The 18761-nt window shown below is 71.1% G+C and carries 15 protein-coding genes and 2 pseudogenes; 11 read left to right on the forward strand and 6 right to left on the reverse strand.

Translation table 11 applies throughout. The annotated features are described in order from the left end of the window. The 4 genes from ACN28I_RS01010 (at position 1) to ACN28I_RS01025 (ending at position 5343) form a co-directional block, all read left to right on the forward strand. Complete coding sequence (locus ACN28I_RS01010; RefSeq protein ID WP_420940313.1) at positions 1-834, forward strand: glycosyltransferase family 2 protein; 834 nt, start codon at positions 1-3, stop codon at positions 832-834. Next, positions 831-2255, forward strand: a complete 1425-nt coding sequence (locus ACN28I_RS01015; RefSeq protein ID WP_420940314.1) for a glycosyltransferase family A protein — start codon at positions 831-833, stop codon at positions 2253-2255. The genes ACN28I_RS01010 and ACN28I_RS01015 overlap by 4 nt, the downstream gene beginning before the upstream one ends. A 183-nt stretch (positions 2256-2438) precedes the next feature. Continuing rightward, positions 2439-4667 carry an FG-GAP-like repeat-containing protein gene (locus tag ACN28I_RS01020; protein ID WP_420940315.1) on the forward strand — a complete coding sequence of 743 codons (2229 nt, stop codon included), beginning with the start codon at positions 2439-2441 and terminating at the stop codon, positions 4665-4667. Further along, positions 4648-5343, forward strand: a complete 696-nt coding sequence (locus ACN28I_RS01025) for an FG-GAP repeat domain-containing protein (RefSeq protein ID WP_420940316.1) — start codon at positions 4648-4650, stop codon at positions 5341-5343. Before ACN28I_RS01020 ends, ACN28I_RS01025 begins: the two co-directional genes overlap by 20 nt. Here ACN28I_RS01025 and ACN28I_RS01030 read toward each other — a convergent pair. Genes ACN28I_RS01030 through ACN28I_RS01045 form a run of 4 tightly spaced genes read right to left on the reverse strand, consistent with a single transcriptional unit; the run spans position 5321 to position 9570 of the window. Beyond that, positions 5321-6232: a glycosyltransferase gene (locus ACN28I_RS01030; RefSeq protein ID WP_420940317.1), complete on the reverse strand. Its 912-nt coding sequence runs from the start codon at positions 6230-6232 to the stop codon at positions 5321-5323. The two genes, ACN28I_RS01025 and ACN28I_RS01030, sit on opposite strands and share 23 nt — an antisense overlap. Then, on the reverse strand, positions 6229-7488 hold the full coding sequence (locus ACN28I_RS01035; RefSeq protein WP_420940318.1) for a glycosyltransferase: 1260 nt from the start codon (positions 7486-7488) through the stop codon (positions 6229-6231). The genes ACN28I_RS01030 and ACN28I_RS01035 overlap by 4 nt, the downstream gene beginning before the upstream one ends. Beyond that, positions 7485-7970, reverse strand: coding sequence for a hypothetical protein (locus ACN28I_RS01040; RefSeq protein ID WP_420940319.1), 486 nt, complete (start codon positions 7968-7970; stop codon positions 7485-7487). The genes ACN28I_RS01035 and ACN28I_RS01040 overlap by 4 nt, the downstream gene beginning before the upstream one ends. Further along, a complete protein-coding gene (locus tag ACN28I_RS01045; protein ID WP_420940320.1) occupies positions 7960-9570 on the reverse strand; it encodes a glycosyltransferase in 1611 nt (536 codons plus the stop codon). Before ACN28I_RS01045 ends, ACN28I_RS01040 begins: the two co-directional genes overlap by 11 nt. Before the next feature lie 118 nt (positions 9571-9688). On the opposite strand from ACN28I_RS01045, the gene rfbB reads away from it, so the two are divergent. The 7 genes and pseudogenes from rfbB (at position 9689) to ACN28I_RS01080 (ending at position 15649) form a co-directional block, all read left to right on the forward strand. Beyond that, positions 9689-10714 carry a dTDP-glucose 4,6-dehydratase gene (gene rfbB / locus ACN28I_RS01050; RefSeq protein ID WP_420940321.1) on the forward strand — a complete coding sequence of 342 codons (1026 nt, stop codon included), beginning with the start codon at positions 9689-9691 and terminating at the stop codon, positions 10712-10714. Positions 10715-10718: 4 nt separating this feature from the next. Next, a complete protein-coding gene (locus ACN28I_RS01055) occupies positions 10719-11618 on the forward strand; it encodes an SDR family oxidoreductase (protein ID WP_420940322.1) in 900 nt (299 codons plus the stop codon). A 141-nt stretch (positions 11619-11759) separates the two neighbouring features. Further along, positions 11760-12728 (forward strand): annotated as a pseudogene (gene rffA / locus ACN28I_RS01060) (dTDP-4-amino-4,6-dideoxygalactose transaminase); the annotation flags it as partial. Between the two features lie 164 nt (positions 12729-12892). Further along, a pseudogene (locus ACN28I_RS01065) lies at positions 12893-13177 on the forward strand (glycosyltransferase); the annotation flags it as partial. An 87-nt stretch (positions 13178-13264) separates the two neighbouring features. Continuing rightward, the gene (locus ACN28I_RS01070; protein WP_420948865.1) at positions 13265-13819 is read left to right on the forward strand and encodes a hypothetical protein; all 555 of its coding nucleotides are present in this window, start codon (positions 13265-13267) and stop codon (positions 13817-13819) included. A 25-nt stretch (positions 13820-13844) separates the two neighbouring features. Then, on the forward strand, positions 13845-14756 hold the full coding sequence (locus ACN28I_RS01075; RefSeq protein WP_420940323.1) for a class I SAM-dependent methyltransferase: 912 nt from the start codon (positions 13845-13847) through the stop codon (positions 14754-14756). Next, positions 14753-15649 carry a GNAT family N-acetyltransferase gene (locus tag ACN28I_RS01080; protein WP_420940324.1) on the forward strand — a complete coding sequence of 299 codons (897 nt, stop codon included), beginning with the start codon at positions 14753-14755 and terminating at the stop codon, positions 15647-15649. The genes ACN28I_RS01075 and ACN28I_RS01080 overlap by 4 nt, the downstream gene beginning before the upstream one ends. On the opposite strand, the gene ACN28I_RS01085 is transcribed toward ACN28I_RS01080, so the two are convergent. Together ACN28I_RS01085 and ACN28I_RS01090 are read right to left on the reverse strand one after the other, a co-directional pair. Beyond that, complete coding sequence (locus tag ACN28I_RS01085) at positions 15646-17214, reverse strand: glucosyltransferase domain-containing protein (protein ID WP_420940325.1); 1569 nt, start codon at positions 17212-17214, stop codon at positions 15646-15648. The genes ACN28I_RS01080 and ACN28I_RS01085 overlap by 4 nt on opposite strands. A 105-nt stretch (positions 17215-17319) precedes the next feature. After that, positions 17320-18690, reverse strand: coding sequence for a hypothetical protein (locus tag ACN28I_RS01090; protein ID WP_420940326.1), 1371 nt, complete (start codon positions 18688-18690; stop codon positions 17320-17322). Positions 18691-18761: the final 71 nt, after the last annotated feature.

An 18761-nucleotide genomic window follows, 5' to 3' on the forward strand; every position in this document is an offset into this window, starting at 1 on the left:
GTGAATCCCCCGGCCAGGGGCGTGCGCCTGGGCGTCGTGCTGTACCGCAACTCCCGCCGGGAGCTGTCGCGGCTGGTGGCCTCGTTGGGGCTCAACCGGCGCTCGCCGGGCGTGCCCCCGTTCGAGGTGATGTGGCTCGACAACTCGCCGGACGAGTCGCTGCGCGCGGTGCTGGCGGAGCTGGAGCCCGGGGCCGACTACCGGCCCTCTGGCGGCAACCTGGGCTTCGGCGTGGCGCACAACCAGTTGATGGCACGGGCCTTCGCCGAGCCCGGCGTGGCCCACTACGTGTGCGTCAACCCCGACGCGGTCCTGCACCCGGACTGCATCCGCGAGTTGGTGGCCGAAGCGGAGCGCCACGCGCGCACGGGCCTGGTGGAGGCCCGCATGTTCCCGGACGAGCACCCCAAGCCCTACCACCCCGTCACGCACGAGACGCCGTGGTGCTCGGGCTGCGTGCTGCTCATCACCCGCGGGCTGTACCAGGCCGAGCGGGGCTTCGACGAGCGCTTCTTCATGTACTGCGAGGACGTGGACCTGTCCTGGCGCGCCCGGGCGGCGGGCTTCTCCACGCACGTGGCCCCCGCGGCGCTCGCCCACCACTACACGGTGACGCGCGAGGTGAGCCCCCGGCGCGAGCAGAGCGTGCGCCGCAGCGGCGCGCTGCTCGGCGCGAAGTATGGTGACGCGGCCTTCGCCACCTCCTGCCTGAAGCAGTACGCGGAGCTGGGTGGGCCGCCGTTCCCCGCGCCCACCCTGGAGCGTCCCTCCCGCGCGCTCGCCCGGGTGGCGGACTTCTCCCACCACTTCGATTTCGCCAGGGGGCGCTGGTGACACGGCCCTCCGCCCTGGAACAGGTGCCGCTGCACGCGTGGGTGCTCGAGCAGGTGGAGGCCGGGGCCCGCGTGCTGCTGCTCGCGCCCGACGAGGTGCTGACGCAGCGGTTGGTGGCCGCCGGATGTACCGTGCTCGGCCTGGCGGGCGCCTCGGAGCCGGCCCGCCCACTGGCAGAGCGGCTGGACGGGTTGGCGCCCACCCACGTGGTGCTGTCCGGAGAGGGTTGCCCGCCGGATTTCGAGGAGACGCTGCGGACCGTGGCCCAGGCCGTGCCATCCGCGACGCTCCTGGTGGGCGCGCGCAACGCGGCTTCCTCGACGGCGCTCCTGGAGGTGCTCTCCGGCCACGTGCCCGCGGTCCCCGGGGCCACCGAGGCGTCCTTGACGCGGTGCTTCTCCGCGCTCGGGCTGAAGGTGCTGGCGCGGCGCGCGGTGCCCTGCCAGCCCCGGACGACGCCACTCGCCGCCGGGACGGAGGCCGCGCTGAGGGGACTGCTCGCGCAGCTCTCCCCGGTCACCGGGGCCGATGTGCTGCTCTACGCGCTCGCACCTTCCGGGGTTGGCGAGGAGGAAGCGTCGCGCGCCCATGTCCCGGGGCTGCTCAGTGTGGTGCTGTGGGCCGGGGAATCCCAGACGCGCCCGCTGCTCGACGAGGCGCTCTTCTCGCTCGCGTGTCAGGAGCAGCAGCCGCTGGAGATCGTCCTCGTCACCCCCTTCCAGGACGAAGCCGCGCGTGAGTTGCTGGAGCGCTACCAGTCCCTGGGTGCCTACACGTTCGAGCTCGTCGAGGCCGAGGCCCAGGCCGCCTTCGCCGAGGGTCTCCGCCGTGCCCGGGGTCAGTACGTGTCCTTCCTCGATGCGGCGTGCATCGTCTACCCCGACCATTATGTGAGGCTCGTCCAGGCGCTGCGGGACGGAGAGGCCGCCTGGGCGGTGTCCCGCGCGCGGCGGACGCCCATCGAGGGTCCGGAGCGGTTCGTGCCCTTCAAGCGGCCACTGCCGCTCGGCGAGCACCTCGAGCCGGCGCAGCTTCACCACGAACCCTCGCTGCTGTTCGCCCTGGTGGTGGATCGCTCGCGGCTGGGACCGTTCCCGCTGGAGCAGGCCGCGCGGAGTGCTTTCGAGCTGCCCCTGCGTCTCGCGGCATTCTTCGCACCCACCTTCCTGGGCGGCATCGCCTCCTGCGAGCAGCGCTTCACCGGCTCCGAGAAGGAAGGGCCGGGGGGACCTCCGCCGGAGCTGTGGATGCTCACCTCGCTGGGCACCGTGGAGGAGCGGGTGGAGCGGGCGCGGGCCGAGGGCGCGAGCGCGAAGGGCATGCGCCACCGCGTCATCGACGAGCTGAACAACCGCTTCCGCGAGCGGGTGCCGCGCCTGCACGGTGCGCTCAAGTCCCTGGCGGGGCGGCTGGTGCGGTGAGCCGCGCACGTCCCGTGACGCGGGCGGCAGTGGTGTAAAGGTGACGGCGGGCGGGGGGTGGACCCTTGAAGTCCCCCTCCGGGCGGGCTAGGTCCTGATTCACGAGGAGGCGACGCCATGCTGCCGCCCCTCGCCATGGGAAGTGGCCGGACTTCTCCCTGAATCAGTCTCGGGTCCTCCCTCATGAACCTGCGAATCAGCACCTTCTCTCCCGGCCTCGTGCGAGTCTTCCTGGTGGGGCTGGCTGTGACGGTCCTCGCGTGCCGGACTCCCGACGAGCCCGGTGCTCCCCGGGAGGTGCGAGCCACCGCCACCGATGAGCTCATCACGGTGAGCTGGACCCCGCCCGAGCGCGAGGGCCGCCGTCCCATCACGCGTTACCTCGTCACGGCTTCACCCGGTGGAAGCGTCGCCGCCACGGAGGGCGCCACGAGCACCGTGGTGCGCGGAGCGCGGCGGGGCGTCACGTACACCTTCACCGTGCGGGCCGCGAACGAGCAGAAGGAGGGGCCCGGGTCCGCGCCCTCGGCTCCGGTATCGCTCGCGGAGCCGGCTCCTCCGGATGTCGTGTCGCTGTCCAGACAGAGCGGGCCGCGAGCGGGCTGCGTTCCCATCGCCTACGCCGTGCGGCAGGAGTCCGCACGGCGGGTGGACGTCCTGGTGGAGTTCGATGCCGGTGGGACAGGGCAGTTCCAGCGCGCGACGCAGGCGGTGAGTGAGAGCCACGAGGGGGTGATGGGCGTCACCAGCTCCCCCGCTCCCGAGGGCCAGTCCCACGTCTTCCTCTGGGATGCCGCGAGGGATCTGCCGGGGGTCCTCACCGAGGTCCGCTTGCGCCTCACCGCCTCGGTGGCGGGCAGGGCGGGGGCCTCCCGGATGGAGACGATCACCCTCGACAACCGGGGCCTGGGCACGAGCCGGTGCGAGGTGGACTTCGCGGCCACGAAGAACACCTTCGTGAACCCCGCCTACGAGGGCGTCTTCGAGGACTTCGATGGTGACGGGAAGCTGGATGCCGCCACGTTGAGCCCCTACGACTCCGTGAATGTCTTTCGCGGTCTGGGCAATGGGCTCTTCCAGTGGGGGATGACCCTGACTCCGGGTCCCGGGCACTCGGCCCTCGTCGCGGGCGACTTCAACGGCGACGGCTGGTTGGACCTCGCGAGCAGTGGCGCCTTCTCCCGCCATTTTCCGACCTGGTACACCGAGCCCGCGCTGAACGTGCTGCTGGGGAGGGGGGATGGCACCTTCCTGGCTCCGCTGAGCATGCCTCTCGAGGGCCTCCTCGTGGCGTCCATGACGGCCGGGGACTTCAACAGGGATGGGTTCCTGGACCTCGCCACGGTGAGCAAGGCGGACCCGGCGCAGCCCCAGGGAACGAAGGTCAGCCTGTTCCTCGGCAAGGGGGATGGCACCTTCCAGCCGCCAGTGCACGTCCTCGAGGACCTTGTCGACTTCACGCGCGTGAGGGCGGCCTCCCTCGACGAGGACTGGAACCTGGATCTGCTCGTTCTCGATTCGCACGGCGACGTGCGCGTGCTGCCCGGCAACGGGGATGGCACCTTCGGAAGCGCCAGCCTCGTCCTGACCCGCTCGTCCTTCTTCACGCTCGGGGACCTCGATGCGGATGGGAAGGTGGATCTCGTCTCGGTGAACTTCAGCGCTCTGCTCGTCCAGGTGCTGCGAGGCAAGGGAGATGGGACGTTTCAGGCGCCTGGCGACCTCGCGCTCGGCTCACCGGCCAGGCTCGCGGAGATCGCGGAACTGACGGGTGATGGAAGGCCCGATCTTCTGCTCACGGCCTCTTCCGGTGACCTCTCCGTGTTGCCGGGCCAGGGAGATGGCACCTTCGCGCCCGCCCGCATCTCATGGCATCAGGAAACGCCTGCCGTGGTGAAGGTGGTGGACGTCGACGCGGATGGACGGCCGGATGTCGTCACGTTGGAGGGGGGCGCCTCCTTCGGAGCCTCGGGGCTGAGTGTGCTGCGGGGCAGGGGAGATGGGACGTTCGAAGGGGCGTTTCGCATGCAGCCGGGCACGCGCCCCGTGGCCGTGGTGACGACGGACCTGGATGGTGATGGCGCGTTGGACGTCGTCTCCGCCAACGAAGGCAGTCACGACGTGAGCGTGCTGCTGGGCTCCGGGGATGGGACCTTCCGGACCCTGGCCCCGGTGGGCGTGGGGCCGAATCCCGGGGCACTGGCGGCGACGGATGTGGACGGAGATGGCAGGCAGGATCTCGTCACCGCGCACGCGGGTGGCTCCTTGAACGTCCTGCGGGGGAACGGCGATGGCTCCTTCCGCGAACCGTTCCGCCTGGAGGTGGGCTCGGCACCTGTGTCCCTGGTGGCGGCCGACCTCGACGCGGACGGGAAGCCGGAAGCTCGTCACGGTGAACCGCACTGCGAATGACGTGCGCGTGCTGCGCAACAACGGCGATGGGACCTTCCAGGCCCCCATGGCGTTCGCGGTGGGCGAGGCTCCCATGGCCCTCGTGGCGGGTGACGTCGATGCGGACGGAAAGGTCGATCTCGTGACCGCGAACCAGGGCAGCGGCGATGTGAGCGTGCTGCGGGGAAACGGGGATGGCACCTTCCAGGCCGCGAGGAGCCAGGCCCTGCGCTCCCCTCCAGAGGTGCTCGTCCTGGACGACTTCGATCGGGATGGGAAGAAGGATCTCGTCGCGGGGCCCGCGGGGGATGGCGCCGTGGGCTCGGTGTTGCTCTTCCTGCACGGCAATGGGGATGGCACCTTCACGGAGCGGTCCATCACCGCTTCCGAGACCCATATCCTCCACGCCCTGGTGGCGGCGGACGTCGATGGAGATGGGGTGCTCGATCTCGTCGGCGCCAGAGGGAAGGGGATCGGCAGCGGGCATCCCCGGGATCCCCACTACTCGGCTCGAGGCAACAACGACGTGGCCGTGTGGCAGGGGAACGGGGATGGCTCGTTCCGGACGGTCCGCGCGTACGTCACGGGGCAGGACCCCCACGCCGTGAGCACGGGTGACTTCGACGGCGATGGCAGGCTGGACCTCGTGGCCGCCAATGCCGTGAGCCATACGCTCAGCCTGCTGAGGGCCCGGTAGGTCCGCGTTCCTCCACGACGCTCAGCAGCGAGGCGTCGTGGAGGAGCCGCTGGAAGAGCGCGGAGGCATCGAAGGCCTCCTGCACCTTCTGCCAGGCGCGCACGCGCACCGCGTGGAAGGAGCCGGGCCTTCGCACGAGCTCGTCCACCGCGCGCACCATGGCTTCTCCGCGGCGGACGAGGAATTCGTCCTCGGGCTCCACGTACCAGTCAGCGGGGAAGGCCGTGTCGGCGATGAGCAGCAGGCCCCGCGAGAGCGCCAGCATCGGCAGCGGATCTCTCCGGCCGAGAGGCTCGTGGGCGCTGTGGAGCAGCACGCCCGCGCCCTCCAGCCGCTCCAGGAGCGCGGAGGGAGCCAGTCCCCCGGGGAGCCGCTCGACATCCGCCCGTTCGCGAATCCGCTCCAGCACGGGGCTGGCGGGCGAGGCCCATTCGGGGACGAGGATGCGGGTGTGTTGCAACCGGGGGCCCTCGGAGACGCGGTGCGTGTCCACGGGCAGCGGGAGTGTCTGCAGCCAGGGGAGCGAGGCCAGTCCGGACGGCACGGCGGATTCCGGCCAGGTGAGCCAGCGCAACCCCGAGCCGTCCGGCCTCACCAGGGCCGATAGCTTCGCGAAGGCTTCGTCTCCGTCGAGCGGGGCCGGGACGATGCCGATCTTCATCCCAGGCAGCCGCGCCACGACGCCCGGAGCGAGCCGCTGAGGCTCGAGGACGAGGCAGGCCTCCGCGCCCCAGGTGCGCGCCTCCTCCGCCGCCGCGGCCCCCTCGTCTTCGCCGAGAGCGAGGAACCGGAGTTCGGCCCACCCGGCCGTGCGTGGAACGTGTGGCTCGAACATGGGCCGCCCGAGGATGGCCACCTTCGTCCGTGCCGATGACAGGAGGACCTTCATTCCAGCCTCCGGGTGAAGAACGCGCGCACGGACTGCTTGACGCTGTCCGGCACCAACTGCTTCAAGCCCTGGAGACCCGCGCTCCGCTTGAGCCTCCGGTAGCGCTCGAGCAGCAGACGTTCCCCGGGACCGGCATCCAGCGCAGCCTCCGTCACGTGGCGGACCTCGTCGAGCCAATGCTCCTTGAGCGTCGCCACCGCCTCCAGCGCGGGGCGCAGGTGATCGTTGCGCAGGCCCTCGTGGTGGAGCCGCCGCAGCTCGCCCTCCAGGAGCCCGATGCTGGCCTCCCAGTCCGGGAAGGCGCGGGCGGTGCGCAGGGCCCCGGCCCTCAGGCGCTCGAGGTACGCGGGCGAGGCCGAGAGCACCCGCAGGTAGTCCGTGAGCCTCCGCCGGTCATGCGGTGGGAACAGGAGCGAGTTCTCGCCGTGCACCATGTACTCGTCGGAGCCCGTCACGGTGTACGTGATGGCGGTGCCTCCCTGCGAGAACATCTCCAGCGGAGGGCCGAACATGCCCTCGACGCGCGACAGTTTGAGGAGCACGTCGTGGCGCTGGTACACCTCGCGGACGCGGTCGATGGGGATGCGCTCGTAGACCCGGACGGGGCGGCCTCCCACCGACGGCGTCTGGCCCCCGCCACTCGAGGTGAGCCAGCCCACCTCGAAGTCCACCCGGGCGTGGGCTTCCTCGAGCAGCGCGAAGGTCTCGGCCACTCCCTTGAACTCGATGCCCCAGGGCCCTTCCACGAGCACCCGGAGCGGGCCCGTGCGCGGGGCGGGGGCCTCGACGCAGGGGAAGTGCTCGCGGCTCAGCCCGTTGCGTACATAGAGCACCTGCCCCCCTGGCTGGACGGTGCGGATGAAGTCGGCCAGCCACCGCGCCTCGGTGACGAAGAGCAGCGGCAGCGAGTAGGTGATGCGGTTGAGGTGCTTGAGGTGCGCCTCCGCGTGGAAGCGCGACTCGAGGCTCTGGTTCAGGTAGCCGTAGACGGCGCTGTCCACGCGCCACAGATCGAACCAGGAGAGCCACCAGGTGGCGAAGGCGAAGTCGAAGCGCTCCCGCGCCGCCTCCGTGAAGGACTGGAAGCGCAGCTCCGGCAGCCGCGGGTGCCACGGCGACGGGGACAGGCGCACCGGCCGGTGGGTGACGAGCACCACCTCGTGGCCGAGCGCCTGCAACCGCCACGCGTACTCGATGATGACGTTGGCCCCGCCCGAGATGTTGCCGACATCTCCCGCCAGGAAGGCGATCTTCACGGCTTCTTCCCACCCGGGCGCTTCGTGGAGGGCGCTTCCGCCGCGCCGCGCTCCGCCTCGAGCCGGGCCAGGCGGCGCTCCCACTCCTGGCGCCACAGGGCCTGGGTACGCGCGCTCTCCTTCTGGTGCTCGTAGACGGTGGCGAGCGACTCGAGGATGGCCTCGTTGAACTCCACCTGCCGGCGCAGCGCCTCGTTGATGAAGGGCTGGAAGGCGAGCCGGAAGGCCCGCTTGGCGAGCACCAGCACCGGGCCCACCACGGGGCGGTGGGAGGTGGGCGGATCCGCGTAGCGGGTGTCCTTCTTGTTCCGGGGTGCCTGGAGGACGGGCGGCCACTCCGGCGAGGTGGGGGCGCGCTCGGAGACCTCGAGCAGGTGCCGCACCTCCGCCAGCGTGGCGTCGGAGACGGGAGGCAGCCGGGTGGTCTCGGCGGCGACGGCCTCGGCGGTGGGCTCCCGGGTGAGTAGATCTTCAGCGCGCACGTGGGCCTCCGCGGGTGTCGAGGATGTGGATGATGCGGCCGGCGGCCTCGTCCAACCGGCCGGCGTCCAGGGTGAGCAGCCGGTTGCCGTACTCCGGCGCTCCGGCCGGGCGCTCCGGGGAGAAGGTGATGCCCCACGCCCGCTCGCCGAGGCGAGGCACCGTGTCGCGGGCCACCTGCGTGTCCGCGCCGAGGAAGATGGCCGGCACGCCCGAGGCGCACACCGCCGTCTCCAGCGACGAGGAGCCCGGCAGCCCGGCGGAGGGCGCTCGCGGCGGGGGCAGGTCGGGGCTGAAGCGCCACACCTCGCCGCCCCCCGCGCGGTCCACCCCGGGAGCGCTGGAGGTCAGCGGCGCGCCCGTGTGCAGTGCCAGCACGCGCGCCCGGGGCAGCCGCTCCATCAGGCGCCGGGTGAGGCGCGAGGCGGGCGCGTCCGGTGCCGCGAGGAGCCCGGGGCACACCAGCTCCACCGTGTACGGCGAGGGGGGAGGGGAGGGGCGCGCGGGCGGGGCCTCGAGCAGCGGGCGCAGGGCCTCGCGCACGGCGGCGGCGACGGTGTCCTGCTCCAGGCCGTGCAGCCGGGCGCGCTGGGCCTCCACCACCCGCGAGCGCAGGGTGGGCTGGCGCTCCAGCACGGCGAGCAGTTGCGCCACCTCGACGGGGTCTCCCGACAGCGTCGCCAGTCCCGCGCCGGCCATTGTCTCGGGCACGGCCGCCGCGCCGTAGGCCACCACCGGCACTCCCCGGTACATGGCCTCCAGCAGGGGCACGCCGAAGCCCTCGTGCTGGCTCATGGACAGGTACGCGGTGGCCACGGAGAAGCAGGCGGAGAGCTGGGCCGCGCTCACCCGCCCCAGCAGCAGCACCCGCTCCGGGCCGAGCACGTCCCGCAGCCCGAGCAGCCACGCCCCGTAGGGCGAGTCGCGGTTGAGGTAGCCGGCCACCAGCAGGCGGCTGCGAGGCTGGTACAGCCGCTGGTAGGCGGTGAAGACGCGCAGCACGTCGTCCACGCGCTTGCTGGGCACCGCGCGGCCCACGAAGAGGATGTTGGCGCAGCCGTCGTCCAGCTCGGCGCGCAGGGTGGGGTCCGGCGCCACGTCGAAGCTCCGCCAGTCCACCGCGAAGGGCAGCACGGACACCGGTGCGAAGCCCCCCGCCACCAGCTCCTCGGCGCTGAAGCGCGAGTAGGCGAACGCGCACTCCATGTGCGGCCGCAGGGCGAGCAGCTCCTCCCGGGCCGCCACGCACCCGGCCGCCACCTTGCGCTCGAAGCCCTCGAGCAGCCGGGCGGGCGTCACGTTGTGGTACACGAGCGCCTTGCGGCCAGGCGAGCGCCGGACGAGCGGGACGAGCCTCGACTCGTAGCTGTGGTGGATGAGCAGCACCGACTCCGCGTCCGCCTCGCGCGGGTAGTCCCGGGCCGGGCGCACCTGGGCGCGGCACTCCTCGTCCCATTGGTCCGCGTAGATCTCCGAGGCGTAGCCCCAGCCGCGCAGCAGCTCGCGCAGGTAGCGGACCTGATTGCCCACCGCGTCTCCCCAGGCGAGCCGGGGGACGAGCTGGTGTACGGCGCGGGGCTTGTCTCTTCGCGGGTGGCTCAAGGCGCCTGCTCCCTTACAACCCGTACCCCGCGCCGCACAAGGCCGCCGGTGCGGCTGCCTTGACGGCTGGTTGGGGCTCCGCTACTCGGGGCTCTCTCTCGTCGTTCCGGCAGACCCCATGAACATCCTCGTCACAGGCGGTTGCGGCTTCATCGGTTCCAATCTGGTCCGGCTCCTGCGCCGCGAGCGGCCGGAGTGGAAGGTCGTCAACCTCGACGCGCTCACGTACGCCGGCAACCTCGAGAATCTCATCGACCTCGAGGCCGACCGGGGCCACGTCTTCGTCCGCGGCGACATCTGCGACCGGGAGTTCGTCGGGAAGGTGATGCGGGAGCACGCCATCGACGCGGTGATGCACCTGGCCGCCGAGAGCCACGTGGATCGCTCCATCCTCGGCCCCGAGGTCTTCGTCCAGACGAACGTGCTCGGCACGCAGCGCCTGCTGGAGGCGTCGCGGCAGCAGGGCGTCAAGCGCTTCCTCATGGTGTCCACCGACGAGGTGTACGGCTCGCTGGGGCCCACCGGCGCCTTCACCGAGACCTCGCCCCTGCAGCCCTCCAGCCCGTACTCGGCCTCGAAGACGAGCTCGGATCTGCTCGCGCTGGCCTGGCACCACACCTTCGGCCTGGACGTGGTGGTGACGCGCTGCTCGAACAACTACGGCCGCTACCAGTTCCCGGAGAAGCTCATTCCGCTGATGGTGGTCAACGCGCTCCACGACAAGCCGCTGCCGGTGTACGGCGATGGGGCCAACGTGCGCGACTGGCTCCATGTGGAGGACCACTGCCGGGCGCTGCTGCTGGCGCTGGAGAAGGGCCGGGCCGGCGAGGTCTACAACATCGGCGGCGGTGCCGAGCGCAAGAACATCGAGATCGTCAAGGCCATCCTCGCGCTGGTGGGCAAGCCCGAGTCCCTCATCCGCTACGTGAAGGATCGGCCGGGGCATGATCGGCGCTACGCCATCGATCCCTCGAAGATCAAGGCCGAGCTGGGGTGGACGCCCGCGCATACCTTCGAGCAGGGCCTGGCGGAGACGGTGCGCTGGTACGTGGACAACCAGGACTGGTGGAAGCGCGTGATGAGCGGCGCCTACCGGGACTACTTCGACACGCAGTACCGCGCCCGTCTCCAGGCGGAGGGCTGAGCCGATGCGCATCCTGGTCACGGGGGCCAATGGGCTCGTGGGGAGCCGGACGTGCCTCCTGCTCGCGGAGCAGGGGCACGAGGTGGTGGGGCTGGGGCGGGGCGAGCGCCGCGTCTCCGGGAGCTGGCGCTACCTCCCCTGCGAGCTCACGCGCGAGCAGGAGGTGTCCACCCTCGTCGCGGAGGCCGCCCCCGAGGCCGTCATCCACTGTGCCTCCATGACGGAGGTGGACGCGTGCGAGCGGGATCCCGGGCTGGCCTTCGCCGCCAACGTGGAGGCCACGGCCTTCGTGGCCCGAGCCTCCCGCCGTGCCGGGGCGCACCTGGTGCACGTCTCCACGGATTACGTCTTCGACGGCGATGCGGGCCCGTATGACGAGGAGGCCCTCCCGAATCCGCGAGGCGTGTACGCGCTCACCAAGCACATGGGCGAGCAGGCCGCGCGGGTGCTCGCGCCCGGCTGTGCCATCGCCCGGACGGCGGTGGTGTATGGCTGGCCCGCGGTGGCGGGGCGCTCCAACTTCGGGGCGTGGCTGGTGGGCGTGCTGGCGCAGGGCCAGCCCGTCCGGCTCTTCGAGGATCAGCTCGTCTCGCCCAGCTACGCGGAGAACGTGGCCGCCATGGTGGCCGAGCTGGGCCTGCGCCGGCTGGGCGGAGTGTGGAACACCTGCGGCGCCGAGGTGGTCAACCGGGTGGAGTTCGGCCGGGCCGTGTGCGAGGTCTTCGGTTTCGACGCGGGGCTCCTGGTGCCGGTGAAGATGGCCGAGCTGAAGCTGCCCGCTCCGCGCCCTCTGCGCTCGGGGCTGCGCACGGACAAGGCCCGGCGAGAGCTGCACGCCCGGCCGCTGGCGCTGGGTGAATCCCTCGCCCGCTTCCATTCGGACTGGCGGCGGGAGCGGGGTTGAGCGCCCACACCGGAGCGGACGTTTCCGGCTTTTGACGCTTTCCCCCCCGCTCTGCTACCTAGCAGCTTCTTCAAGCGTTCTCGCGGGGGTCCCATGATTCCGTTCAACAAGCCCGTCCACCTCGGCACTGAGCTCACCGCCATGGCCGAGGCCATCCTGAAGAACGGTCATGTCGCGGGAGGGGGGCCCTTCGGCAAGCGTTGCGAGGCGCTGCTGGAGCAGATGCTCGGGCTGCGCACGCTGCTCGTGACGTCCTGTACGCATGCCCTGGAGATGGCCGCGCTGTTGCTGGAGGTAGGGCCCGGCGACGAGTTCATCGTGCCCTCGTACACCTTCGTCTCCACGGCCAATGCCTTCGTGCTGCGCGGGGCCAGGCCCGTCTTCGCGGACGTGGACGCCCAGGGCAACCTCGACCTGGCGCACGTGGAGAAGCTGCTGGGGCCGCGCACCAAGGCCGTGGTGGTGGTCCACTACGCTGGCAACTCGTGCGACATGGAGGCCCTGCTGAAGCTGTGCGGCAAGGTTCCGGTGGTGGAGGACGCGGCGCAGGCCCTGGCGGCCAGCTTCGATGGGCGTCCGCTGGGCACCTTCGGCGTGTGCTCGGCCTTCAGCTTCCACGAGACGAAGAACATCGGCTGCGGCGAGGGCGGCGCGCTCACCCTGCGGGATCCGAACCTCATCGACCGCGCCGAGTACATCCGCGACAAGGGCACCAACCGCCGCAAGTTCCAGAATGGCCTCGTGGACAAGTACACGTGGGTGGACGTCGGCTCCAGCTACGTGCTGTCGGATCTCAACGCGGCCTACCTGAGCACGCAGCTCGAGGCGCTCTCGCGCATCCAGGCCCGCCGCCGGGAGATCCACTCGGCCTACGCGGCGGCGCTCACCGAGCCGGTGGAGCGCATGGGCGGCTACGTCATCCAGGGCTCGTCCCGGAACGCGGGCAACCAGCACCTGTTCGCCATGGTCTTCCGCTCGCCCGCGCACCGCACGGGCTTCATCGCGCACATGCGCAAGCACGACATCATCGCGCCCTTCCACTACGTGGCCCTGCACCAGTCCCCCATGGGCCAGCACTTCCATGACGGCTCCCCCCTGCCTGTCTCCGAGCGGCTGACGGGGTGCCTGGTGCGGTTGCCGCTGTTCTTCAACATGACCGATGCCGAGCTTCTCCGAGGTCATCGGGCGCACGCAGGAGTTCCTCCGTGCCCTCTGAGGGTCTGCTGTCCGTCGTCATCCCGTGCTACCGCTCCCAGGCCTACCTGGAGAAGACGGTGGCGGAGTTGGTGGCGGCACTCGAGCCCGAGGGGCCCTTCGAGATCATCCTCGTCAACGACGGCTCCCCGGATGACGTCCAGGAGGTCATCGACCGCCTGCATGCGAAGGATGCGCGCATCCGCTTCCTCGAGCTGGGCGGAAACCGGGGCCAGCACGCGGCGACGCTCAAGGGTTTCGCCATCGCGCGGGGAGATGTCGTCATCACGCTCGACGATGACGGGCAGAACCCGCCCGAGGCGGGGCTGGCCGTGGCCCGGGCGTTGCGCGGCAGCCGTCATGACGTGGTGTACGGCCGCTTCCAGACCACGGCGCAGAGTCTGCCGCGCCGGCTCGTCTCCCGGCTCAACCTGTGGATCTTCAAGCATACCATGGGCAACCGGACGGGCATCCGGGTGACCAACGTGCGCGCGATCCGCGGAGACCTGGCCCGCATGCTGGGGCGCTCCGAGCAGTTCTTCCCGTACATCGACTCGATGATCTTCCGCGGCACCCGCAGGGTGGGCGAGGTCACCGTGCCCCACAGGCGCCGCGACGCGGGGGAATCCACGTATCGCCTCCGCGATCTGTTCCGGTTGTGGTTGTCGCACATGAGCACCCTGACGGTGCTTCCGCTGCAACTCGCCACCTGGGGCTCTTTCTGCGCATCGGTGTTCGGCCTGTTGCTCGGAGGGGTGCAGGTCGTTCGCGCGCTGATGTTGAACCAGGCGCCGCAGGGCTGGCTCTCGCTCTTCTGTGTGCTGACGTTCCTCTTCAGCCTGCTCTTCGCCTTCCTGGGCATCATCAGCACCTACCTGGGGCGGATGTATGTCTCGCTCAATGCCCGCGGTCAGGACTGGCTCCGTTCCTCGGGCGGGCTCGGCCCGTCCTCCAGTACCGGTGGAGACGAGCAGTCCTCGCGAGGCGGAGCAGGCCGGGCTGCTTGAGGGTCTCGTTGACGAGGGGGGATTCATGTCCGCGATAGAGGTGGCGGAGAACCAGGGCGGTGGGGAGGATTCGGCGTACGTCCTCACGGAGGGCATCTTCCGGCCTCGCGTGCCGGTGCTGCACCGGGAGGACACGTACGATGAGCGGGGGTTCGCGCTCCTCCGCCAGATGCAGTCGAGGCACTTCTGGTATCTCGGCCGGCGCCGGTTCCTGTGGCACGCACTGCAACGGCACCTCGGGCGGGTGCCCGCGCGAAGCCCGGGGCCGCGGGCCATCGATCTGGGGGGAGGCGCGGGCGGCTGGGTGTCCTTCCTCGCGGAGCAGGGCCGCCAGGCGTTCGGGGAGCTGGCCCTCGCGGATTCGTCCCTGCGCGCGCTCGAGACCGCCTCCTCGCTGCTTCCGGCCCCGGTCTCGCGCTACCAGGTGGATCTCCAGCGGCTCGGCTGGCGGGAGCGCTGGGAGGTCGTCTTCTTGCTGGATGTGCTGGAGCACATCCCCGATGACAGGGCCGCGTTGCAGCAGGTTTTTCAGGCGGTGGCACCGGGAGGGCTCGTCTTCGTCACCACCCCCGCACTCCAGCGATTCTGGTCCTGGAACGATGCCGTGGTGGGTCACCAGCGCCGCTACGCCCGCGAGGACCTGGAACGGCTCGGGCGCGAGCTGGGCTTCCGGGTGCTGGACACGCGCTACTTCATGTTCCTGCTCAGCCCGCTGCTCGTCCTCGGCCGGCTGATGGGACAGCCCGACGTGTCCAAGCTGTCGCGGGACGAGCTCTGGGCGTTGGTGGAGCGGTCTCACCGGGTCCCCTCGCCCCCCGTGAACGCGCTGCTGCGGGGCGTCTTCAGTCTGGAGACGCCGCTGGGCCACCAGGTTTCCTTTCCCTGGGGAACCTTGGTCCTGGCCGTGCTGCAGAAGCCGGAAGGGTCCTCGCCATGACGCAGGTGGCGGGATGGAGGGAGTGGCTGGAGGGCTGGGCGTGTCTTCCGGTGCCGCCGGGGGGCTCTCGGCGTGAAGCCGCGGAGCGGCTCGTGCGCGACCTGGAGCGGCGGCGCGAGGCGGGCCAGCTCGTCGAGGGCGAGGGAGGCGTGGTGGCCGTGCGCCGCGAGGCGTGGGACTGCGAGCGGCTGGGGCTCGAGGCGGGGAAGCTGGAGTTGCTCCTCGCGCGCTCCGAGCAGGGCGGCCGTGAGCTGCTCCTGCGGGCGGTGGAGAAGGCCCGCGCGCAGGGGCTCGTCCACCTGACCTGCCGTCTGGACAGCCGGGACTACACGGGCGCGGCGGCGCTGCAGGGGGCCGGCTTCTGCTTGAGGGACCTGCTGGTGACGCTGGCCGTGACGCGCCCGCCGGAGCCCTGGGCGTTCCCCGCCGGGGTGCGCCGCGCCACGGAGGGGGATGTGGAGCGGCTCGCGGAGCTCTCCGCCCGCTGCTTCAGCACGCCCGGCGACTCCTACAACCGCTATCTGAACGATCCCCACCTGCCGCGCGCCGGTGTCCGCGAGGTGTATGCGCACTGGGCGCGCACGTCCGTCGGCGGCCCGGCCGCGGACGTGACCTTCGTGGTGGAGGAGGGGGGCGAGCTGGCCGGCTTCCTGACGTTGGTGCTTCCCCGTGACGGCGTGGCGAAGGTGCCGCTCAACGCGGTGGATGCCCGTTGGCGCGGCCGTGGGCTGTACCGGGAGCTCGTCCGTGCCGGTCTGGCCGAGTCCTGGCGGCATGGCGCGGAGCGCGTCGAGGTGGTCACCCAGCTCCAGCAACTCGCCGTCCAGCGCACGTGGTGGCGGTTGGGCGGCACCGCCCAGTCCTCCTCGATGACCTGGAGCCGGGGGGCCTAGAAACAGACGAAGAGGAGCTGATCCAGCTTCCGGAAGGCGCGCTCATCCGGCCACTTCGGGCCGGTGGCGCACTCCTGGATGCCCAGGGCGTACTCCTCCTCGCCGAGGGGCACGTAGAGACGTCCCGTCACGAGCTGCATCAGCCCGGCGTGACTCCAGCGCGTGGACATGGCCGCCACGTTCGTGTCGCCATCCGACCGGGTGCCTGGGTACGAGAACGGATGGCCCACGAAGGCCACCCTCCGGATGTTCCTCAGCTCGGGGTCGCGCTCCTGGAGGAAGGCCACCTTCTGCGCGGTGGCCCGGTCGAGCTGATTGACGACGAACTGGTCGGCCGACAACTGCTGGTCGATGCCGGCGAACCCCCACAGCAGCAGGCCCGCCACCGTCGCCAGCACGGGGCGCAGGCGGGGAGCCGCGAGCACGTAGGCCAGCGCCAGGTGTCCACCGATGGCGAAGGCGAAGGCGATCCGCGTCCTGGGCGTGGGCCACCACTCCTTGAGGAGCAGCAGCAGGCCCACGGTGGCCAGCAGGCTGGTGGCGCACAGGAGCACCATCCACGCGCCCCTCACCGGGCTTTTCCGCTTCCAGCTCTGGAAGGCGATGAGCGCCAGCGCCAGCAGGACGAGTGCCACCTGCAGCCCGGTCAGCAACCACGTGCTGAACATCTCATCTCGCAGCATGACCCGGGCGAACAGGTCCCTCAGGGTCCTCAGGCGCTCCGGTGCGTCCTGCAAGCCCAGGAACTCCGTGCGCGCGAGCGTGGGCGGCCGGAAGATGAGCTGCACCCCCTTGTTCACCAGCAGGTAGCAGAGGCTGCCCAGGGGGAGCACGCTCGCGGCCGGCAACCACCGCAGGAGGACGAGGCGCGTCTCGCTCCGGGTGGGCTCCGTCCGTGCCAGCTCCAGCAGCGCCCCCACCGCGATGATCGCCACCAGCACGTTGAAGCTCGTCTGGTAGATGCTGAAGGCGAAGGTGATCAGCAGCAGGGCTCGCGGCAGTCCCTTCCACCCATGGAGGCGGGTCCACTCCGCGGCCAGCATCGCCGGCAGCAGCGACAGGCAGGCCAGCGCCGGCACGCCCCGGAACGCCCACAGCTCGGCGAAGTAGGGGTGGATGAACACCAGGGGGCAGACGACGAAGGGCAGCCAGCCCTCGTGCGTCAACCGCCACGTCCGGGCCAGCAGGACGCCTCCCAGGGACATCAACACCAGCGCCAGCCACGTGTACAGGGTGACCGTACGGCCATGGGGTGCCCCGAGCGCTTCCTGCAACCACAGGAAGAGCGCCAGTCCGAAGCGCCCCTGGCCCAGCAGCACCTTCTGCACCTCCTGGGGGGACCCCGCTTGAGACATCACATAGTCGTCCCCCGTGTAGAACGTCTGCGACAGCCTGGGCGTCCAGGTCATCAGCAGAACGCAGAACGTGCCGGCGAACAGCAGCAGCTCCCGCCGGGACAGCGCACCGAGCAGGGGCAGGGTGAGGGGTGCCTCATCTCGAGGGGGGTGGGGCGGAGCGGCTCGCGCACCCGAGGACTCTGGCTGGTGGGGGGACGGCGCGAACACGGCTGGGACCTCTTCACCTGTTCATCTGAAGGAGCAACGGGGCGTTGTATGCCATGGGAGGCAGGCGCGGGGAATGGGCACACCGGGTCCGCGGCCGCGGGACGCTCAGGGATTCTTGTCCGCGGTCCGCCCGGCCTGCTGATGCCACCAGTCACGTGCCTTCTCCACCTCGCCCAGGTAGGCGGTGGCCTCCTGGAGCTGGGTGCCCGCGGCCTGGGCCTGCTGATGCCACCAGTCACGTGCCTTCTCCACCTCGCCCAGGTAGGCGGTGGCCTCCCGGAGCTGGGTGCCCGCGGCCTGGGCCTGCTGGTGCCACCAGTCGCGCGCCTTCTCCAGCTCGCTGGCGTCGTGGGCGAGTCTGGCGGCGCGCTGCTCGAGCGAGGCGGTCAGGTCCGCGAATGCCATGATCAGCCGGCCCGGTGCGGGCGGCTGCACGGGCCGGAGGTGGCGGCGAAGGGTCTCCAGCAACGCCCGGGGCGAGGCGGTGCGCTCGACGAGTCCGGCCACATCCTCCAGATCCTTCGCGGTCATCTCCCCGAGCGTGGTCCAGACCTCGGCGGGCGGTTGCTCCGGCAGGCCCAGCCCCGCGAAGTTGGTGGCCTGGAGTGCCGCCCAGTTGCTCGGGGTGAGCGCTCCGGCGAGCCCTCCCCCGGGCTTGGCGGCCACGGCGACCCGGCGGCCTCGCGCCGCCGCCTCGAGCGCCACCAGTCCCACGGCCACGACCACGTCTGCCTCCCGCAGGTGCGTGTCGAAGTCCTCCGTCTCGATGACCTCGGCGCTCAGACCCGGCCGGGAGCCCAGCCAGGCGCGGAACTCGTCCGCATGCGGGCCCTGGCCCACGACCTTGAGTGGCACTCGCCCCGCGGTGGCGAGCCGTGCCGCGGCCTCGAGGACCCACCGCTTGTCGTTGGCCAGCCGCATCGCCGTCAGCACGGAGCCCATCCCCGGCCTCGTCATGGGCAGGGTCTCGGGAAGGGGGATCGCGTTGGGCAACACGGAGACCTGCCCGGGGGAGATGCCGAAGCTCTCGCGCCACGCCGTCGACGTACGCCTGCCCGGGGACGAGCACCTGGGGTCCCCCCGTCGTGCCAACGGCGGTGGCCAGCACCGCGAAGCGCTCCTCGCCGAGCCACTCCCGGTTGGTTCCGGGCGAGCCATGCACTCCCACCGCCGCGCTCCGCGCCACGCAGAGCGCCGGCGCCAGCAGCGCCGTCTGCGGGGGCTCAGCAGCAGCACCTCGGCTCCCTCCATCCACTGGAGCACCTGCTTCTGCCCGGCTCCGCTCCATGAATCCACCAGGCGCACCTCCAGCCCGGCCAGGTGCTCGGAGACGTCGCGCTCGCCCCGCACCGAGATGATCGTCGCTGGCTGCCCCTCGAGCCGCGCCTGCCGGGCCACCTCACTGGCATGACGGAGCAATCCTCCCAGCGCCAGCTCGGGGAGGAGGATGACCAGGGGATTTTCATGCGCCGTCATTGAGTTATTCCGTGTCCTTTGAACGAATATCGGCTCACGCCCGCGAGGGGATTTCTTGGATTCGCCCACCT

It is taken from the genome of Archangium gephyra, assembly GCF_049060025.1.
In the GTDB taxonomy this organism is placed as follows: Bacteria; Myxococcota; Myxococcia; order Myxococcales; family Myxococcaceae; genus Archangium; species Archangium gephyra_A.